This is a genomic window from Staphylococcus sp. HL28, from assembly GCF_021117155.1.
Taxonomy (GTDB): domain Bacteria; phylum Bacillota; class Bacilli; order Staphylococcales; family Staphylococcaceae; genus Staphylococcus; species Staphylococcus warneri.
The window spans coordinates 2,386,131-2,404,720 of the sequence record NZ_CP088218.1; the positions used below are offsets into that span (position 1 = coordinate 2,386,131).

Genomic DNA, 18,590 nt, shown 5'->3' on the forward strand with positions numbered 1-18,590 from the left:
TGATGCTGTTTTAGATGCTAAAATTTCCGCTCCACCAAATAATCAACCGCTAGCTCGAATATAATTAACTTCCCAAATATTAGAAGGTGTACCGTCATCGTTTTTTAATCTTGTAAATTGAACCGGCGTATTACTTCCAGCTGGGTTAACTGATATTCTCGTTACATGATCAGCAATTTTAGAGTCTAAGTTTAAGTCGATTTTATATCTTGTTCCTGAGTTAGCGCCTGACATATAAGCATCAATATTAAATGGAATTGATGTACTATTTTTAACTGCATCTGAATCTAATGCATCCGGGTCAAAAATTAATGACGCAAATGTATAGTTATCTGATTTAGCTAATGATTTTTGAGTTTTTTGATCTGTGTTTGTTACAGCTGCTGCCAACATTCTAGGTGTAGCCATTGCACGCATAAACGTTCTAGTTCTAGGTGGTGTAGCTAATGTTTCTGTACTCTTCTGTTTGTTTGCCATTTCAATTAACGCTGCTTGTAAAACGGCTTGATTAATTTCTTCATCAGTTGCTTTATTGAAATCAACATCTGTATGATTTAAAATTTCTTTCGCTTCTGTTTTAGACACTTGATCATTTAAGAATGATTGAACAGCTTGTTCTTTATTTTTAGATTGAGCTAATTTTTTAGATAGTTCTGTTGTTTCAGCTTTAGTTGATTTCTTAGTTGTTGCTTTTGGTTGAGCCGTCGTCTTTTTGTTAGAAACCGCTTTCTTATTAGTCACTGCTTTATCTGTTGATTTTGTTGTCGCTTTGTCTGTCGATGTTTTGTCAGTTGCTTTTTGAGCAGTCGCTTTATCTGATTTTTTGTCAGTTACTTTTTTCGTAGTGGTTTTATCAGTTGATGGTGTTGTTTTGTTAGAAGTTGCTGTTACTGGGGTTTTATCTGTAGAAGTTTTATCTGAAGTTTGTTTATCTTGAGAAACTGAATTAGTTTGATTCTCTTTAGTATTGACTGTCTTATTATTAGTTTGTTGTTTATCTTGAGTCGTTGCTGTCTTATCAGTTGTTGGTTTATTAGTTGTTGATGTTTTGTCATTTGTTTTATTAATTGTGTCTTGTTCTATATTAGAGGAGTCTTTTGTTGTTTGATTTGAAGAAGCTTTTTCTGTGTTTGCTTGTTCGGTACTTTGTGTCTCTTCCGCATTAGATTTTTCTGTTTGACTAGTATCTTGAGTCGTTGCTGTCGTTTGATCAGCATTATTAGCTTCTTCTGACGCATTTGTAGTTGCTTTGTCAGTTGCTTGATCCTCTGTACTAGCTGTTTCGTTAGTATTAGTCAGTTCGGTTATATCGACAGGTTCACTTTTATCCTTGTTTCCGTCGTTATTTTGTGACGATGCATTATCTAATTCATCTGCTCTCGCTACATTTCCTACGCCAAATACTAATGTCGCACCTATTAATAACGATGCAGTACCTACCGTAAATTTTCTAATTGCATATTTGTTTAATTTGTTTGGTAAAAAGCCTTGTTTATTCTTCATTCATGAATCACCTCATATATTTTGCACAACTTTAACATTGTATATACATATATTACTTAATTGATTGAAATTTTACAAATGTTGCAAAGCCATATATAACCACACTTTATATTCAAAGATGAATAAAATTATTTTCTCTTAAAAACAAAAAAACATTTATTATTTATCTTAAATAAAATTGCAAATTCCATCAAATTGATGTAAATAAAATATCTATCCATAAATTCTTTGGAGCTCAACTCAATTCGCTCATTCATTTAATAAATGATATATATTTTAAAATATTTAATTTTATTATGTTACATGTATAAAATAATAAAGTTGTGCTTTCGTATATTTCTATTAACCGAATTCATTAATGATAAACCCGAATATTCATATTTATTTTTTAATATCATTATTCGTTAATATAATATGCCATAATTTTTTTGTTTGTACACTTTGCCGATCAACTCACAATTAAAAAACCCAGGACATTAATCCTGGGTTTCTGTATTAGTATTTTCAGTCATTTTATTTTCTAATATCTTGAATATGAGACATTTGTTTCAATCGAGTTTCTGCAAAATGTTGTGACGCTTCTAATGGGGTTTTATGTTGTTCTTTGGCGATATCAAAGATATGTTTCACAATTTTATCTATACCTTCAATACTTTCCTTAGCACGCGTTTCATTATATCCATTCAACTCATCAGCAGTGTTGATTACGCCACCACTATTCACAATATAATCTGGTGCATATAATATGCCTTTTTCTTCTAACATTTGACTATGTTTGTTTTCATCTTTTAATTGGTTATTTGCTGAACCACAAATCGCTTTGACTTTTAACTGAGGGATTGTATCGTCATTTAATATACCACCGAGTGCACATGGCGCGAAAATATCCGCCTCTACTGAAAAGATGTCATCTGGTTCAACAAATGTGGCGTTAAACTCATCTACTGCACGTTGTGCATTATCTTTATTAATATCCGTAACAATCAACTTAACACCATCTTCATGTAATAGTCGACAAAGTTCATATGATACGTGTCCCACACCTTGAACTGCAACTGTCTTACCTTCAAGAGATTCACCGTTAAATTGTTCTAAAGCCGTACGCTTCATAGCAATATATATACCATAAGCTGTCATAGGACTTGGATTACCTGCTGAACCAAATGACTTACTTGTACCACAAACATAAGGCGTTTCTTTATGGATAAGGTTCATTTCATGTTCTGATGTACCTACATCTTCAGCTGTATAATAACGTCCATTTAATGTATGAACATAACGTCCTAATGCTCTATAGAATGCTTCTTCATCTTGTTTATTAGGTGAGCCCATCACTACTGTCTTACCTCCACCAAGGTCTAAGCCAGCTGCAGCATTTTTATACGTCATTCCACGTGCTAAATTCATCGCATCCTCAATTGCTTCTTCTTCTGATGCATAATCATTTCGCACACGACAACCACCTAATGCTGGTCCAAGCGTTGTATCATGAATACAAATGATTGCTTTTAGACCTGTTGATTGATCTTGGCAAAATACCATTTGTTCATAATCTTCTTGTTCCATTGTTTCAAAAATCATTAACATAACTCCTCTCTTAAAATTAATCTACCTTATTCGCATACCCTGACAATATGGGAATAATCTCGATTTAAAACACGCACAATATTAGCTAAATTATGAATTATAAGAAAATTTTCCGTCTATATTTTTACATAAAAAAACTGAGACAATTCAACATGTCTCAGTTACTATCTATATTTTAAGTCTTCAAAATGCCAGTATTTTAAATTCTATTTATTGTAGTCTTCGAAATATGAGTGTACGTATGTTTCCGTTTTTTCTTGTACTTCACAATAAACTTCTACTGTAAAATTACCTGGTGCCTTAAAGTAAAAAGTATATGTTGCATGTGCCATTTCAGGATCCCATACTTCATATCCGTCATTTTTTAAGATTTGGTGTATACGATCCACTTCTTCTTTACTTTCTTGCGGGAAACCAATATGGAATGTATCTGGGTAATTAATATTTTCCCCTTCTATTAAATTAAATAGAAATCCATCTTCGTCATTCATAGCTGCAAACATATTGCCAGCGCTACCAATACAAACTAAATCGAAATACTTTTCAAAAAATGCTCTCGTTGTTTTTACGTCATTGACTGTTATATTAATATGATTAATTTTCATAATAAGACCTTCTTTTTCTTTATTTCTTATTTTCAATTTCATTATCTAAAATAGCTGTTGTTGCTTTTAGAAACGACTGAATGGTTTCCATTTGTTCTGCCGTATATTGATTTGTCAGTTCATTCATATGTTGATTCAATGTTTCATAAGCGTGTTGTACTTCTGATTTATCTTCATACTGTGGAACAATCATAATGCTTCTGCGATCTTTAGGATGACGCTCACGTTTAACATAGCCTGCACTTTCTAATCGATCGACCAATGCTGTAACACTTCCTGTTGTAAGTCCAACCCTTCTACCTAATTCACCAGCAGTGATTGGCCCCGTCTCACTTAACATATCAATCGTAGTCCAATCATGGTTATACACATCTAATTGTTCTGCAATTTTATGTTGGTATAAAACAACTCGCCGTCCTAAATCTCTAAATGAAGTCACAATGTCCTCACGACTAACATCATTTAGAATGTTATCATCATTCATTTTAAAACCACCTCAATTTATCTTGATAATCAAGATATTTGATTGTCTAACTACTTTAACACAATTCACATCCTAATGAAAGATAATTATCTTTATAAATGTATTTGCTCATAAAAAAAGGCCTAGGGACAACTCCCTAGACCTTAAAAATAATGATATCCTTAGTTCAATGTATCAAGTGCTTGTTTTAAATCATTGACTAAATCATCTGTATCTTCAATACCAATTGATAAACGGATTAATCCATCTGTGATACCCTCTTTAGCTCGTACATCTGCTGGGATAGATGCATGCGTCATTAATGCAGGAACTGAGATTAAACTTTCTACTGCCCCTAAACTTTCAGCTAACGTAAAGTATTGCGTAGCATGAATCACTTGTTTCGCAGCTTCTGTGTCTTTCACTTCAAATGCAATAACGCCTGTATGTCCATCTGCTTGTGCAGCATGAACATCATAGTTTAAGTGACTTTTAATACTTGGATGGAATACTTTTTGTACGCTATCGTGAGCCTGTAACATATCAATGACTGCCTCTACGTTACGATTAATTTGTTCCATACGTAAGCCTAACGTCTTGATGCCTCTTACTAATAAGTAGCTATCTTGTGGTCCAAGCACACCACCTGTTGAATTAGAGATAAAGCTTATACGTTCGCCTAATTCATCATCTGCAGTCACTACTAATCCCGCAACTACATCACTATGTCCACCAATATATTTAGTAGCAGAATGTAAAACTATATCAATACCAAAATCTAATGGATTCTGGTAATAAGGTGTCATAAATGTATTATCTACTACAGAAATAAGGTTATGCTTTTTAGCAATCTCTACGGCACCTTTAATATCTGTCACACGTAATAATGGATTAGAAGGCGTTTCGATATATAACATTTTTGTTTCTGGTTTAATATATTTCTCAACATTTTCAATATTGGTTGTATCTACAAAATCTACGTCTAAACCGAAGCGTGTAAATACTTTTGTTAAAGCGCGGTACGTACCACCGTATACATCTGAATTTAAAATAAGGTGGTCTCCTTTATCTAATAACATAATCACTGCACTAATAGCTGCCATACCTGAACCAAAAGCGAAACCATGTTTACCATGTTCTAAGTCTGCAATTACACTTTCTAAAGATGCACGTGTTGGATTTGCAGTACGTGAATACTCATAGCCTTGGCGTAAATCTCCGATATCGTCTTGTAAATAAGTACTTGTTTGGTAAATTGGAGTCGTTACAGCACCTGTATAATCATCTGTTGTATGTCCACCATGTATCATTTGTGTTTTTTTATTCATTATTCTCATTCTCCTTATAATTAAATATTTGTTTTGACATGTATCGGTCGCTACCATCAGGGAATATCGTCACGATAATACCCTTACCTATTTGTTTTTTTAATTCAAGTGCACCTTGAAGTGCCGCACCGGATGAGCTACCTACTAGTAATCCTTCTTGTTTCGCGATCGCTTTTACATTGTCAAAGGCATGTTGATCACTAATTGTAAAAATGCCTTCTACTAATGATTTCTCTAGAAAGCCTGGCCATTTTTCCGAGCCAATACCTTCTGTGGCATGCGCATGACTTGGACCACCATTTAATATCGATCCATCTGGTTCGACTATATAATTTTTAACACCCAATGGTTGTAAGTGTCTCGCGACACCTGTAAATGTACCACCTGAACCAGCACCAGCAACAAAGTAATCAATATGATTCAATTCATCTGTTAACTCTTTACCTAATGTATTAGTATAGGCATCTGGATTATGTGCTGTTTCAAATTGATTCATATAAATTGATTGTGTGTCTTCAGCATATTGTCGAGCAACTTGTTGTGCGCCTATCATACCTTCAGCTTTGACAGTTCTTTTAACATCAGCACCTAAAGCACGCATAATTGATATTTTTTCTTCGGAAAAGCCTTCTGGTGCAAATATCACGCAATTAAGTTGGTAACGATTGGCAGCTATTGCTAAACCAATCCCTGTATTACCAGCTGTAGCTTCTACAATGGTATCACCACGATGTAGACGTCCCTCTTCAATTGCTTGTTCAACTAAATACTTTCCGAGTCGATCTTTTACACTTCCACCCGGATTAAATTGTTCGAGCTTAGCATAAATTTTTACATCTTCATCACTAAAGCTTTCTAACAACACGAGAGGTGTCTCTCCTATTAAGTCATATGCAATCATATTTTATATATTCAATCATCCTTAGTTTAGTCGATAATTGAACATTCCCTTCTTTCTCAAATGTAGTCATTAATTCTTATTTAACAGGTATGAATTATAAAGGATTGTGCTCAAATTTGCAATTTCATAGTTTATAACTTTTTATATTTTTTACATCACTATTTTCAAATTCAATCAAATGTGTCATCGACTTTATTCTGTTATGATAATGATAATACCGTTCAAACATTTTCACGGATAATACAAGTAAAGGAGTTCGCAATAAGATGTCAAACAAAGACTTATCATTATCTGTATTTACTAAAGAAAACTATAAAAACTTAAACCATACAGCAACTAATTTTAGAAATTCTATGTACGATGAATTAGAAGTTAATAAAGGTCGTTTTAAAAATTGTAATTTTAACGAAGGGATTTTCAAAAATATTAATGCTATTTCTAACAGTAAAGTAGTTAATAGTAGTATGAATGATTGTATTTTTGAACAAGTGAATTTTTATAAAAACCTCTTCAAAAAAATTTCTTTTGAAAATACAACTTTTGATGAAACAACGATCAATAATACGACATTCCAAGATGTTGTATTCGACGGAAATACTTTTAGCGAAGTCAAAATTACAGATACTGTATTTAAAAATGTTGTTTTTAAAAAGACAGAAATTAGCAATTCAACATTTGAAAATATCAAATTAAAACATTGCGTCTTTGATCATGTAACATTTAAAAATTGTAGCCTTCCTAAAAACATTGAAGAAGAATTAAAAAAACAAAATGTTGTTTTCGAAAATATTCAATAAATCATTAAACCTGTGTACTTTGACTCAACTATGATGTCTAAGTACACATTTTTATTGAAGATTCAATTTGATTAATGCGTTATTGAATGTTTAAGAAGCTATTTTCGTGGATATAAACATACAAAATTAGGAAAGAAGGAATATAAATGACTCAAGATTCTAGTCAATTAAGTAAAGCACCAACTCCTGACAAAGCGGAGGATAATGCATTTTTCCCTTCACCATATTCATTAAGTCAATATACAGCGCCTAAAACAGACTTTAATGGCGTTAATCATAAAAATGCTTATACTGGTGGCAAATGGAAAGTATTAATGATTGCCGCTGAAGAACGATATGTATTATTAGAGAACGGTAAAATGTTCTCAACAGGAAATCATCCCGTTGAAATGCTATTACCGTTACATCATTTAATGGAAGCAGGCTTCGATGTAGATGTCGCTACATTAACTGGTTACCCTGTCAAACTAGAGCACTGGGCAATGCCTACGGAAGATGAAGCTGTACAAGAAACATATAACAAGCTAAAAGAAAAATTAAAACAACCTAAAGTATTATCTGAAGTCATCAAAAATGAACTTGGTCCTGATTCAGATTATATTTCACTCTTTATTCCTGGCGGACATGCCGCTGTTGTTGGTATTTCCGAAAGCGAAGATGTTCAACAAGCTTTAGATTGGGCATTAGATTATGATAAATTTGTTATTACTTTATGTCACGGCCCTGCGGCATTATTATCTGCTGGGTTAAATAGAGATAAATCTCCATTTGAAGGATATTCTGTATGTGTCTTCCCAGATGCATTAGATGAAGGTGCAAATATCGACATCGGTTATTTACCTGGCAAACTCAAATGGTTAGTCGCTGACTTATTAACTAAACAAGGACTTAATGTTGTAAATAAAGAAATGAGTGGCCAAACTCACCAAGATCGTAAATTAATAACTGGTGATAGCCCACTGGCTTCTAATAAACTTGGACTCCTTGCAGCAGATGCTTTAGTAGAAGCCGTCCAACAATCATAAGTAATTGATTTATTTTCATGCCCTGGTTACATTCGTAATGATGTACCTAGGGCTTTTTTATGCCTAAACTATTCAATGTTGAAAACGATATATTGTTTTTGTATAATATTTTTAAATATTCTGATATTTTTTCTTTTACATAACTTCAAGTCAAAAGTGAGAGAGGTATTTTTTATGCAATCGATCATTCACGGTTTCTTATTAGCACTAGGTCTGATTCTACCTTTAGGTGCTCAAAATGTATTTGTATTTAACCAAGGTGCAAATCAAAAGAAACTAACTAAAGCATTACCAGTGATTGTAACAGCTGGCTTATGTGATACTACTTTAATAGTGTTAGCTATTTTAGGCGTATCCTTAATCTTAATGTCTCTACCAATTTTACAGTTAGTCATTTATATCATTGGTCTCGCCTTTCTATTATATATGGCATGGTCATTATGGAATGAAAAACCTAGTCATTTAGAACAAATGGAACCCATGAGCGCAAAAAAGCAAATAGGATTCGCGTTATCCGTATCATTACTTAATCCTCACGCGATAATGGATACAATTGGTGTCATTGGAACAAGTGCTTCTATGTATCATGGTACAGAAAAGATATTATTTGCTGGCGCTACTATTTTAGTCTCTTGGATTTGGTTTATCTTATTAGCGATACTCGGTAAAATGTTAGGTTCAGTCGATAAAACAGGTAAATATATTATTATTCTAAATAAAGTTTCAAGTGTTATCGTACTCATCGTGAGTTGTATTATTATCAAAAATATCTGGCACATTTTGGCCAATTAATACAAGCAGGGCTTATCGAAATATAAATTTCGATAAGCCCTGCTTCATTTAATTACGTTGGAGTCATAGTAAATGATTAAAATAATTGAACAATAAACACTAAAATAATGATTACTGGCATTACAAATTTAATTAAATAATACCAAGGTAAAAATAATTTGAATTTGTCTTTTCCAAAGTTTTCTTGTAGTAACTTTTTATCTAATAATTGTCCTACAACTAATGTTGTGCCAAGTGCACCTAATGGCATTAATATATTCGAAACGACAAAATCCATATTATCGAATATTGTTCCTGCACCAAATTTAACGCCACTCAAGCTTCCAAATGATAGTGTAGCCGGAATGCTAATTAAAAAGACAAGTATACTTGCAATCAATGCGACTGGTTGACGTTTTGCATTATCATTTTTCGTAAAATTAGAAACGTTTAATTCTAACAATGAAATCGATGAAGTTAATGCTGCAAACAAGAATAAAATTAAAAAGATTAGATAAAAGGCAATACCAAAGTGCATTTTATCAAATACAAGCGGTAGTACTTTGAATAATAGTCCAGGACCTTCTTGTGGTTGATAACCAAATGTTTTCAATGCAGGAAAAATAGCTAATCCCGCTAAAACTGAAACTAAAATATTCATCAATACAATGGAAATCGCTGATGATTTAATGGTCATTGTCTTTGGTGCATAACTTGCGTAAGTAATCATTCCAGTTGTTCCTAGTGATAATGTAAAGAATGATTGCCCTAACGCAAACAAGATGCCTTCCATAGAAATATCTTCAACTCTAGGTTGTAACAGGTATCGTACACCCTCTATCGAACCGTCTAAAGTTAATGATTTCACCACTACAATAATTAAAAAGATAAATAATAGGGGCATCATGATTTTGGATGCTTTTTCCAAACCCTTTTCTACACCTAACATAACAATAATCATCGTTAAGAAAATAAAAATACCCTGTCCTAAAACAGTAAGCCATGGATTACTTATCATTGCTTCAAAATTGAGTTGTGTCAGATGAGAAGTATTCAAACTTAATATTTGCCAAATGACATTCCCCATATAAATAATAATCCATCCGCCAATGACACTATAGAAACCAAATAATATAAAAACTGCTAAATTCCCGTTCCACCCGATCACATTGAGCCATTTTTTACCTGTGAGTTTACTATAGATTTGAGTTGTATACGTTCTCCCCATTTTTCCTACTGTAAATTCCATAATTAATAATGGTAGTCCTACAAAAATAGTAAAAATTAAAAACATTAATAAAAAAGCGCCACCACCATATATACCAGCCATATAAGGAAACTTCCACATTGCCCCTAATCCAATTGCGGAACCAGCACTTGCTAATATAAACCCCGTAGAGGTTTTCCATTCTGATTGCTTACTCATATTCACTCACTTCCTTTAATGCGTTAAAGCGTTTATGTACTTAAGTAACACTTTATCATTAGTTAGTGATATGTGCAATATTCATGCAAATTATCAGAATAATAAAAAAAGAATAGTCCATACCATCACCTTTCAATTAATACATTGATTAGTATCAGTTATGACTATTCTTTATATTTTTAATCTTCGCTACTATAAGTAATCGTTTGGCCACCATTTACTTCTTCAATTTCTAAACTTTCAATATGATCGACATTAATATAATGTATTGAATCACCTTTTTCTAGATAAAGATAAGGTAATTCATCAAACTCATCTATAATTCTTCTAACACATTTGTCCTTATCGATGCCCTTATCAAAAGTCTTAAATTCTGTATATCTTTGGCCCGAAATCGTTACATAGGTTAATAAAAATGTTCTCGTCACAGTTGAACACCACCTTATTGCTAGTATTTATTTTTGAGTGAAAAACTCAACGATATCTTGTTCTAATTCATCTCTTCCTTCACCGTGGGTCATTAAATGTTGATTTAGTGGAAAATCTTGAATTGATTTATTATCACTACTAATTTGATTAAAAATATAGTGAGCACTTTCTTCATAAGCCGCTTCATCTTGCCCACCATATAAAATTCTAGCGGTCGATTTAATATCATGTAGATGTGTCATAATATCATTAATGACACCTTGAAATACTTTAATTTCATCTTGATATTGATCGATTTGTGCTAATGATTCAACACTCTCATCCTCAGATAATCTCATAATCTGATTCATGCGTTTGCCATATTTTTCTAAGCGCCAAGCAATACCAGCTTCTGTTTTCTCGCTAGGCGCAGACATCACTACGATACGATTTAATTCAACATTTTCAGCTAATCGTAATGTAAATAATCCGCCTAACGATACACCGGCTGCATTAATGACTTCGTACCCTTCTTCCTTTAAAAACTGGTACGCTTCTTGCACACATGCCCACCAATCATTGACATCATACTTAATAAACTGTGTAACCGGTAATCCATGACCAGGATAGTTAGGTACATAACACGTGAAGCCTTGTTCATTCAGCGTCGTAGCAAGGTGCTTCACGTCTTTAACAGTACCTGTGAATGAATGTAATAATAGTATAGCTTGTTGACTTGTCCCTTTTAAATAAAGTGGACTTGGTGATTTAATATTCATCATAAAATAACTCCCCTAGTTTTAATTATCGTATAGACAACAAAACGTGTCTTTATATCAATTCTCATTTTAAAATTATCAATGTTTAACATCTTTGTTCTTTTTAAACTTGATTCGCTCAAACAGTGGGTAAACCATTAACCATAAAGCTATCCAGGTTAAACCTAATGTCACGCCACCAACCACATCTGACAGATAATGCGCGTGGAAATATAATCGACAAATCAAAACGCTTATCCATAATATTAATGCAAGACTGCTCAAAATAACTTTCAAACCCACTCTTTTGATTAATGGTATCACCACAATCAATAAAGTCATAAAAAATAATGTACTCGCATTAGAGTGGCCACTTGGAAACGAAAACCCTGAATCAATGGGTAAATGATTATACGGTCTCATTCGTTCAATCGTCATTTTAATCAAAATATTAATCAATGTTCCACTCAATATTGTGCAAATAAACCATATAGCTAAACGTGGATATTTAAATAATAATAACATTGTAATGATTAATGACATCACAATGACACCACTAACATCTCCGATTGTGGCACAAAATGTCATATAGTAGTTCAACATGTCTCCTGCAAATTGACGTTGTGGCGTACCAAATGTAGTAGTAAACCAATCTAATGAATGGCTATCTAAAAATTTTAAAAAAGGTACATCCTGTATAACGCCGACAGCCATTAAAATAAATATCATAATACTTATGATAAATAAAGGAATAGTAAACATACCTGTTGTTGTTCGTCTATTTTTCATACTTTCTCCTTTATCTCTTTCTCTTATTCAATCATTCTTTCTCTCTATTTTATAGAAAATAAAAGGAAATTCGCTCAGTCTCGTGCCCTATTTATATCTTGTATTCGAATACGTTGTTGACCGTTTTCATCAAAATTATTCGGATTTAACCATTGTTCGAAACGTTCATTTAATACCGGCCATTCCTTATCAATCATTGAGTACCATGTTGTATCCCGATTACGCCTCTTATATATTACCGCCTGTCTAAACATACCTTCGTATGTAAATCCTAACCTCAATGCTGCCTTTCTAGAAGGTTCATTTAAACTATCACACTTCCATTCATATCTACGGTAACCTAATTGTTCAAATACATATTTAGCTAATAAATATTGAACTTCGGTGGCGACTTTCGTCTTTTTTAACCGATTTGAATAATGTACATTTCCAACCTCTATCTTGCCATTAATCGAATCGATATTCATTAGTGATAAGTAACCTAATGCTTTTTCACACTTATGATCAATAATTGCAAAATAATACGAGTTTACATTAGACATTAAACCTTTAATATAATCTGCAAAAACATCGTAATCATGTAATGGTTCGCTAAACAAATAAGTCCAATTCGCATCATTATCTTCATTACATAATACGTTAAATAAATCATTAATGTGTGTTTCACTTAATTTAACTAATGAACTATACCGTCCGTCTAATTGTTTAATATCTGGGAAATTTAGCGGTTCATAATTTGTTACGGACTCACCTATTGGTTGATGATGTATATTCCTGTTCATAAACAACCATCCCTTCTTTTTTGAAATCTTAATATGTATTATAACTGATTCCATTCTATTACATGCTTTATAATAATTGATTATATAATATGAAATGAAATACTATAGTATCGTTTATTTCTAATACCTTTTGCATATAAAATATTGTATAATTGAAATAATTATAAATTTCAAATATATGACTATCACACATTAAACCTTGTACCACATACAATAATCCATTGTGCTTGATAGTAGGGAAGGCATTCGTTATGAGCAAAATAATTATGATTTATCTCGCATTATTAATTACATTATTTCGCTTTTTCTTACCTATCCATCCGTCATTCGAAACACTATTGTATTGGCTATTTATCCTTTATATGATCCCTATCATTTTATGTGTCATTGGTTTCAAAGGTGACAAACTAATTGCCACTATGGTTATGATTCCAAATTTATTAGGTATTATTTATCGACTGTATGTCTATGTTATGTATTTAATATATTTGAAATAAAAAACAGTATGACCTCTTTCATTCTCGTAAGATCATACTGCTCTATCAAAATTAACCTTGGTTAATCAATTTCTCAAAATTATCTTCTAATTTAAATACAATTACTCTCTCCCCAGTCACTGTACTCAAATCACTATGAAAGCTACTTACTTTAACACCAGTAATTTCAAATATAAGGTCATTGAGATCATCTTGCCCTGACTCCACTAATTCAGATCTTGTGCGTTTGATATTCAATAATCCTTCACTTGTTTTACACACACGATATTCTGCAGGTGTTAATATACCTTGTAAATTGATAATAACCATATCTCTTAATATATCTGTCTTAACCGATAATGAACCTCTACCTAAAAAATCTTTTTCCCATTGCGTGATGGCTTTACTGATTTCAGCTTCATATACACCTTTAGATTTTTTCATATAGACGACTCCTAAACATTGATTAATTATAGTTTAACATCTTATCTTTGATTCGGAAATAACATGATTATCACTATAATCAACAATGACTATGTAATGTATATCGTCTATATTTACCAATCTTTCCAACTATTATGTTCATCAATGCTTGCTAGTCTCACCCATCCATGGTCCACTTTTTGTGCAAACTTCTGATTTTCAGTAAGTAATCTTTGAATATGTGTGTCTGGTGCTTGAATAACAACTAATAGACGTATGGGTGAATGATAAATCTCATTATCTTGTGCCATCACTGATTGCCATGGTAAACCATACATCAAATCACTAGAGTTACCTTGCATGACACCAAGTCCAGATGTTACAGATTGTGTTCTTTTATTACCACTGCCATAAAAATGAGGTGCTACAGTAGACGCGTAATATTGTAAGTTAATCCATTGTGCAACAAGCGCCGGCCCTGAAATAATTGTATTTAGAATATGACCATCTTCATCTTGTGTCCAATCATAATTATGCAAGAATGCACGTGCTTCTAAATTACTATTTTCAGTAATCGAACGTTTTCCAATAATAAATTCTGCGTTTTTAGCTAAGCCCCATTCAGGTCTGATTTCACTCCAATCACTTGCATATTGATAGGCTTCAGCAACTGGATCTTTATGCACTTTATCTAAGTTAGGTAAATGTGCCAAGCGCTCTAAATTAGACTTATAACTCACTTGAGGCATAACCGATTCTAATAAATCAAATGCCTGTTGTGCACTTTGCGTTAATTCTGGTACATAAATCCATTCTAATCTATCTACAGAGGTTTTATGTTCGGCTGCCACAAATACAGTTTCATCTGGAATGATGATACCGTCTTCTTTAAGTGCTATTCTGACTGATGTTTGATTACATAATATCGCTAATAACTTAGCATTGAATCCGCTAGACGCACCACCACATGCACCACATTCTAAAGAAGAATGATATGGGTTATTATGCGATTCACTACCATGTCCACCTAACACAACAAGTGGGGCAAACGCTTTAGTTAAGTCCATTAATTGTAATGCTTGCTTACTAAATTGAATTTGTTCTTCTTCTGTTAATCCAATTGGTAATTCCGAATATACATGATGTTCACGATCAATTGATAATTTTGTCTCAGGCTTTTGAAGCCATTTCTTTTTAAATCGATGAACAAACTGCCTAGCTTGAGTAGGTATGAGTGTATTAGCAATTGTATTAATACTTAAGAACGGACCGCTTAATTCTGGTAATAATAAACTAGGCAACACGTTATGTTTCATTAATTTAAATGTATAAAACATTGAAGTGATCGTATGTTGTTGTTGCTGATAACGTTCTAGTTGATGTCGTTCTGCATATTCTTGAATTTTATATGCTGGCGGCACCATCACCGGTAAAGATTCATGCTCAAATTGTGCATCAATCACTTCTTTTTTTATAGGTAAACCAAAGAATCCTGCAATACCAATTGTTTCAAATGGTCCTTCACCTTCAAGATGACGACGAAATGGTTCAGAACGGACATCGATACAAAATGCCAACTGTGCTTGTATCTTTTGAGACTCATTATCTGATTGCGACTCATAAATCGTATTGACTAAGTCACGTTCATGTGTTTCTTCCCAAGCGTTAAGCCATAAATTTTGAAAATATTGGCGTTGAAATTGACGTGCAAAGTTTAAATATCTTAACTTTAATTCATCTGGCAAATCAATCCATTCTTCTAACGATAATTCTGCATAAAACATAAATGCACTCACTAATTCAATTTCTTTATGATGATGTAGCTCTGATAATTGAAATTGGTCTTTGGTAGTGGTTAATAATATCAATTCAGTAGCTAATCTGATTGCTACATAATCTGTTAACAATTGACGTTCTGATTCATTTTCTTCCGCTCTGTAATACATCATCCCTGCCCATCCAGGCAAAGCTAGTAACTGACCTTCTATATATGATTGCCAATGATTTTTAGAAATATCTAACTTTGATAATACATGATTAATTAATTCATGTGACTTTGATGGCAAATGACGAATCAATTGTCTAGCTTCCTTAGTTAAAGCAGGGTCATGTTGTGCTAAATGTAACCATGCTGTATAAAAGCCTTCTTCTCGTTTAGGCATCGTCCAACTTGATTGAAATTGATCTAAGTACAATTTAGACCACTTGATGATATGTACATCTACTTCATCAATTAACTTTTCATTTTTATGATTAACACGGTCCGCACTCTTAGGTCTATGTAAATCCGTTGGCTTATTCTTTTTAATTTGATTAGGTAATGAATTCAAAATATCTTGGCGTATTTGGTTTCCTAAAAAGCGATCTGGCACTCGCTTAATATATTGAATGTTTTTGATATAGCGTTTTTCAAGGTCTGTTTCAATGTTAATTTCCGACGTTTGAAGCGCATCATTTAATAAAGATTCAAAAATATCTACATCTATTTCTCCATGTGTTTTAGCATCTTCGATAGCATTGTAATTAGGATAAATATCAACATCTCTAATATCCTTCAACCATGTTGCCACTTCGTTAAAAGTTTGATTTTCTAAACCTTCCCAAGGATTTCTTGCGGCGAAAATTGAAATCGGAGATAACGGTGTAATGACTCGTTTTGCTTCTGAGACAATCATTTCTATATCATTCTGTTGTTGTGAATTAACCATAGTTTTCACCCTTTTATAAATACTTTTTCAAATAATTCGGATGGCTTTCAATGGATGCAGATTTTGCTTCACCCAATTTAACTAGCCATAAATACAACACTGCAAAGGTATGTGAATTTCGATGACGTGCTACCCAAATACTTAGAATGCTTCCAAATACAATGATACCAATGCTTAATATACTACTTAGTAATGGTGGATGTGTCACACTAATATAAACTGTGTTTAATAAATAATTAAAGAAATGATGTGTCACGATATATACCAAAGCAACAATAACAATCATGCCGATACCAATCACTTTGCCCATTGCAGATTTACTAAATGCAACGAGTTGATTCCATGACACCATTAATGACCATGCTAAAATTAATGCACTAATCAATTCATATGCACTGTGATCACTATTAAACCAAAAGACAAATGCAATCACTATCGCTAACAATCTGCCAAGTACAATCCAACTATATGATTGCTTAGCTGTAAGTGGTGTAGGAATATTAAATCTACCTACAACTGAACCAGATTGTAAAAATAATGTAGCTTTAAATACACCGTGCAACACTAGATGTATAATAGCTGCTGAATAAGCACCTAATGCACATTGCACTAGCATAAAGCCCATTTGACTCATTGTCGATCCAACAAGTTGTCGTTTATAGTCAACATGAACTAGACTTATCCCTGAGCCTAACAATACAGACACGCTCGCGATTAATAACAACACTGTAATAGCGATTGGGTTGTCAAATACTGGGGAGAATCGCGTTAATATGATGCCACCAGCATTTACTATGCCTGCATGCATAATTGCTGATACAGGTGTAGGAGCTGCAACAGATTCTATCAACCAACTTTGGAAAGGAAATTGAGCCGCTGGGATAATCACTGCAAGCACAATAAATAAATCAATAATCAATTTCATACCAAAAGACAGATGACTATAATCAACAGCTACTGTGTTGATATACCAATGACCAGTTGAAATAAATAACAATAAGACGGCAATTAATAATGATAACCATCCAACGAAAAACAATTTAGCTGAAATTTTCGCTGCCTCATGTGGCACTTTCCAGAATCGATTGACTCTAATTAATAAAGTCAGACACAACAACGTTGCGCCCCAACTTAAAACCATTAGTCTTAAATCCCCACTTAACCAAGCTACAGACGCAAATACAGTAATGAGTGTAAACAGTGGAAAATATTGTCGATAGTTTTTATCACCAAGCAAATAACGTACACAAAACTTTTGAATAATAAAACCTAATATTAAAATAAAACTTCCCATTAACCACGCTAATTTATCCAACGTAAAAGGTCCGATGATCACTGGATTATTTACAGTAAATAATCCAATAAGGCCTACAATGATTGGTAAAACAATCATATACATATGTATCTTGATATATTGCGTAGGAACTGAAGCAGATAAAAATATTAATCCACTTAACATCGCTAGCAACAGTGTGATAAGAAACAAAATTAAGAGTACACTCATACTTACTCTAGATACCTCCTTTATAAAAATTCGAGCATTTATATTTATGTATAATAAAAAGCCTACAATAGTCATTTCCCCAACTTTTACAAATGGGAAACTTGCTACTGTAGGCTTCATTTTAACTTGAAATATTATCATTAAGGTTTCAACATTGAACATTAAGGCATACTTTCTAGCTAAAAAGTTTGCGTATTAATGTACTTTCTATACATGTTAAACTCTTTCATTTATTAGATTGATTATATTTCCATTTAAAAAGCTACCTGTTTATCAACATATCCGTTCAAACGTCAATTACTCCTTTTCTTTCGATATATACTTAAAAATCATTAG

General features: G+C 32.9%; 17 protein-coding genes and 1 pseudogene. 4 read left to right on the forward strand and 14 right to left on the reverse strand.

Annotated elements, in window-relative coordinates; translation table 11 throughout:
* Positions 1-42: 42 nt before the first annotated feature.
* The 6 genes and pseudogenes from LPC11_RS11635 to LPC11_RS11660 form a co-directional block, all read right to left on the reverse strand.
* Positions 43-1,503, reverse strand: a complete 1,461-nt coding sequence (locus LPC11_RS11635; RefSeq protein ID WP_231307281.1) for a YSIRK-type signal peptide-containing protein — start codon at positions 1,501-1,503, stop codon at positions 43-45.
* A gap of 513 nt (positions 1,504-2,016) precedes the next feature.
* Positions 2,017-3,084: a Leu/Phe/Val dehydrogenase gene (locus LPC11_RS11640; RefSeq protein WP_023374583.1), complete on the reverse strand. Its 1,068-nt coding sequence runs from the start codon at positions 3,082-3,084 to the stop codon at positions 2,017-2,019.
* Positions 3,085-3,356: 272 nt separating this feature from the next.
* Positions 3,357-3,695 (reverse strand): annotated as a pseudogene (locus LPC11_RS11645) (VOC family protein); the annotation flags it as partial.
* Positions 3,696-3,714: 19 nt separating this feature from the next.
* Positions 3,715-4,179 carry a MarR family winged helix-turn-helix transcriptional regulator gene (locus LPC11_RS11650; RefSeq protein ID WP_023374582.1) on the reverse strand — a complete coding sequence of 155 codons (465 nt, stop codon included), beginning with the start codon at positions 4,177-4,179 and terminating at the stop codon, positions 3,715-3,717.
* Positions 4,180-4,340: 161 nt separating this feature from the next.
* A complete protein-coding gene (locus LPC11_RS11655) occupies positions 4,341-5,486 on the reverse strand; it encodes a bifunctional cystathionine gamma-lyase/homocysteine desulfhydrase (protein ID WP_023374581.1) in 1,146 nt (381 codons plus the stop codon).
* Positions 5,479-6,387, reverse strand: a complete 909-nt coding sequence (locus LPC11_RS11660; RefSeq protein ID WP_023374580.1) for a PLP-dependent cysteine synthase family protein — start codon at positions 6,385-6,387, stop codon at positions 5,479-5,481. Before LPC11_RS11660 ends, LPC11_RS11655 begins: the two co-directional genes overlap by 8 nt.
* Before the next feature lie 266 nt (positions 6,388-6,653).
* Between LPC11_RS11660 and LPC11_RS11665 the strand changes: the two genes are divergently transcribed.
* From LPC11_RS11665 to LPC11_RS11675, 3 genes are all read left to right on the forward strand, one after another.
* The gene (locus LPC11_RS11665) at positions 6,654-7,184 is read left to right on the forward strand and encodes a pentapeptide repeat-containing protein (protein WP_023374579.1); all 531 of its coding nucleotides are present in this window, start codon (positions 6,654-6,656) and stop codon (positions 7,182-7,184) included.
* A gap of 146 nt (positions 7,185-7,330) precedes the next feature.
* Positions 7,331-8,209, forward strand: a complete 879-nt coding sequence (hchA, locus tag LPC11_RS11670; protein WP_023374578.1) for a glyoxalase III HchA — start codon at positions 7,331-7,333, stop codon at positions 8,207-8,209.
* Between the two features lie 174 nt (positions 8,210-8,383).
* Positions 8,384-9,001 (forward strand): LysE/ArgO family amino acid transporter, encoded by a 618-nt coding sequence (locus LPC11_RS11675; RefSeq protein ID WP_023374577.1) that lies wholly within the window; start codon positions 8,384-8,386, stop codon positions 8,999-9,001.
* 76 nt (positions 9,002-9,077) lie between these two features.
* Here LPC11_RS11675 and LPC11_RS11680 read toward each other — a convergent pair whose 3' ends face one another.
* The 5 genes from LPC11_RS11680 to LPC11_RS11700 all read right to left on the reverse strand — a co-directional run bounded on the left by LPC11_RS11680 (position 9,078) and on the right by LPC11_RS11700 (position 13,143).
* A complete protein-coding gene (locus LPC11_RS11680) occupies positions 9,078-10,406 on the reverse strand; it encodes a sodium-dependent transporter (protein WP_023374576.1) in 1,329 nt (442 codons plus the stop codon).
* 179 nt (positions 10,407-10,585) lie between these two features.
* Entirely contained in the window at positions 10,586-10,834 is a 249-nt protein-coding gene (locus LPC11_RS11685) for a hypothetical protein (RefSeq protein WP_023374575.1), read from the reverse strand.
* Positions 10,835-10,861: 27 nt separating this feature from the next.
* Positions 10,862-11,593 carry an alpha/beta hydrolase gene (locus LPC11_RS11690; RefSeq protein WP_041614090.1) on the reverse strand — a complete coding sequence of 244 codons (732 nt, stop codon included), beginning with the start codon at positions 11,591-11,593 and terminating at the stop codon, positions 10,862-10,864.
* Between the two features lie 78 nt (positions 11,594-11,671).
* A complete protein-coding gene (locus LPC11_RS11695) occupies positions 11,672-12,361 on the reverse strand; it encodes a phosphatase PAP2 family protein (protein ID WP_023374573.1) in 690 nt (229 codons plus the stop codon).
* 74 nt (positions 12,362-12,435) lie between these two features.
* Positions 12,436-13,143: a GNAT family N-acetyltransferase gene (locus tag LPC11_RS11700; RefSeq protein ID WP_023374572.1), complete on the reverse strand. Its 708-nt coding sequence runs from the start codon at positions 13,141-13,143 to the stop codon at positions 12,436-12,438.
* Positions 13,144-13,394: 251 nt separating this feature from the next.
* Here LPC11_RS11700 and LPC11_RS11705 point away from each other — a divergent pair, with 251 nt between their 5' ends.
* Complete coding sequence (locus tag LPC11_RS11705) at positions 13,395-13,640, forward strand: hypothetical protein (RefSeq protein ID WP_041613819.1); 246 nt, start codon at positions 13,395-13,397, stop codon at positions 13,638-13,640.
* Positions 13,641-13,691: 51 nt separating this feature from the next.
* On the opposite strand, the gene LPC11_RS11710 is transcribed toward LPC11_RS11705, so the two are convergent.
* From LPC11_RS11710 to LPC11_RS11720, 3 genes are all read right to left on the reverse strand, one after another.
* Positions 13,692-14,063, reverse strand: coding sequence for a Na-translocating system protein MpsC family protein (locus LPC11_RS11710; RefSeq protein ID WP_023374570.1), 372 nt, complete (start codon positions 14,061-14,063; stop codon positions 13,692-13,694).
* Between the two features lie 113 nt (positions 14,064-14,176).
* The gene (locus tag LPC11_RS11715) at positions 14,177-16,750 is read right to left on the reverse strand and encodes a DUF2309 domain-containing protein (RefSeq protein ID WP_023374569.1); all 2,574 of its coding nucleotides are present in this window, start codon (positions 16,748-16,750) and stop codon (positions 14,177-14,179) included.
* Positions 16,751-16,763: 13 nt separating this feature from the next.
* Positions 16,764-18,254, reverse strand: a complete 1,491-nt coding sequence (locus tag LPC11_RS11720; protein ID WP_023374568.1) for an NADH dehydrogenase subunit 5 — start codon at positions 18,252-18,254, stop codon at positions 16,764-16,766.
* Positions 18,255-18,590: the final 336 nt, after the last annotated feature.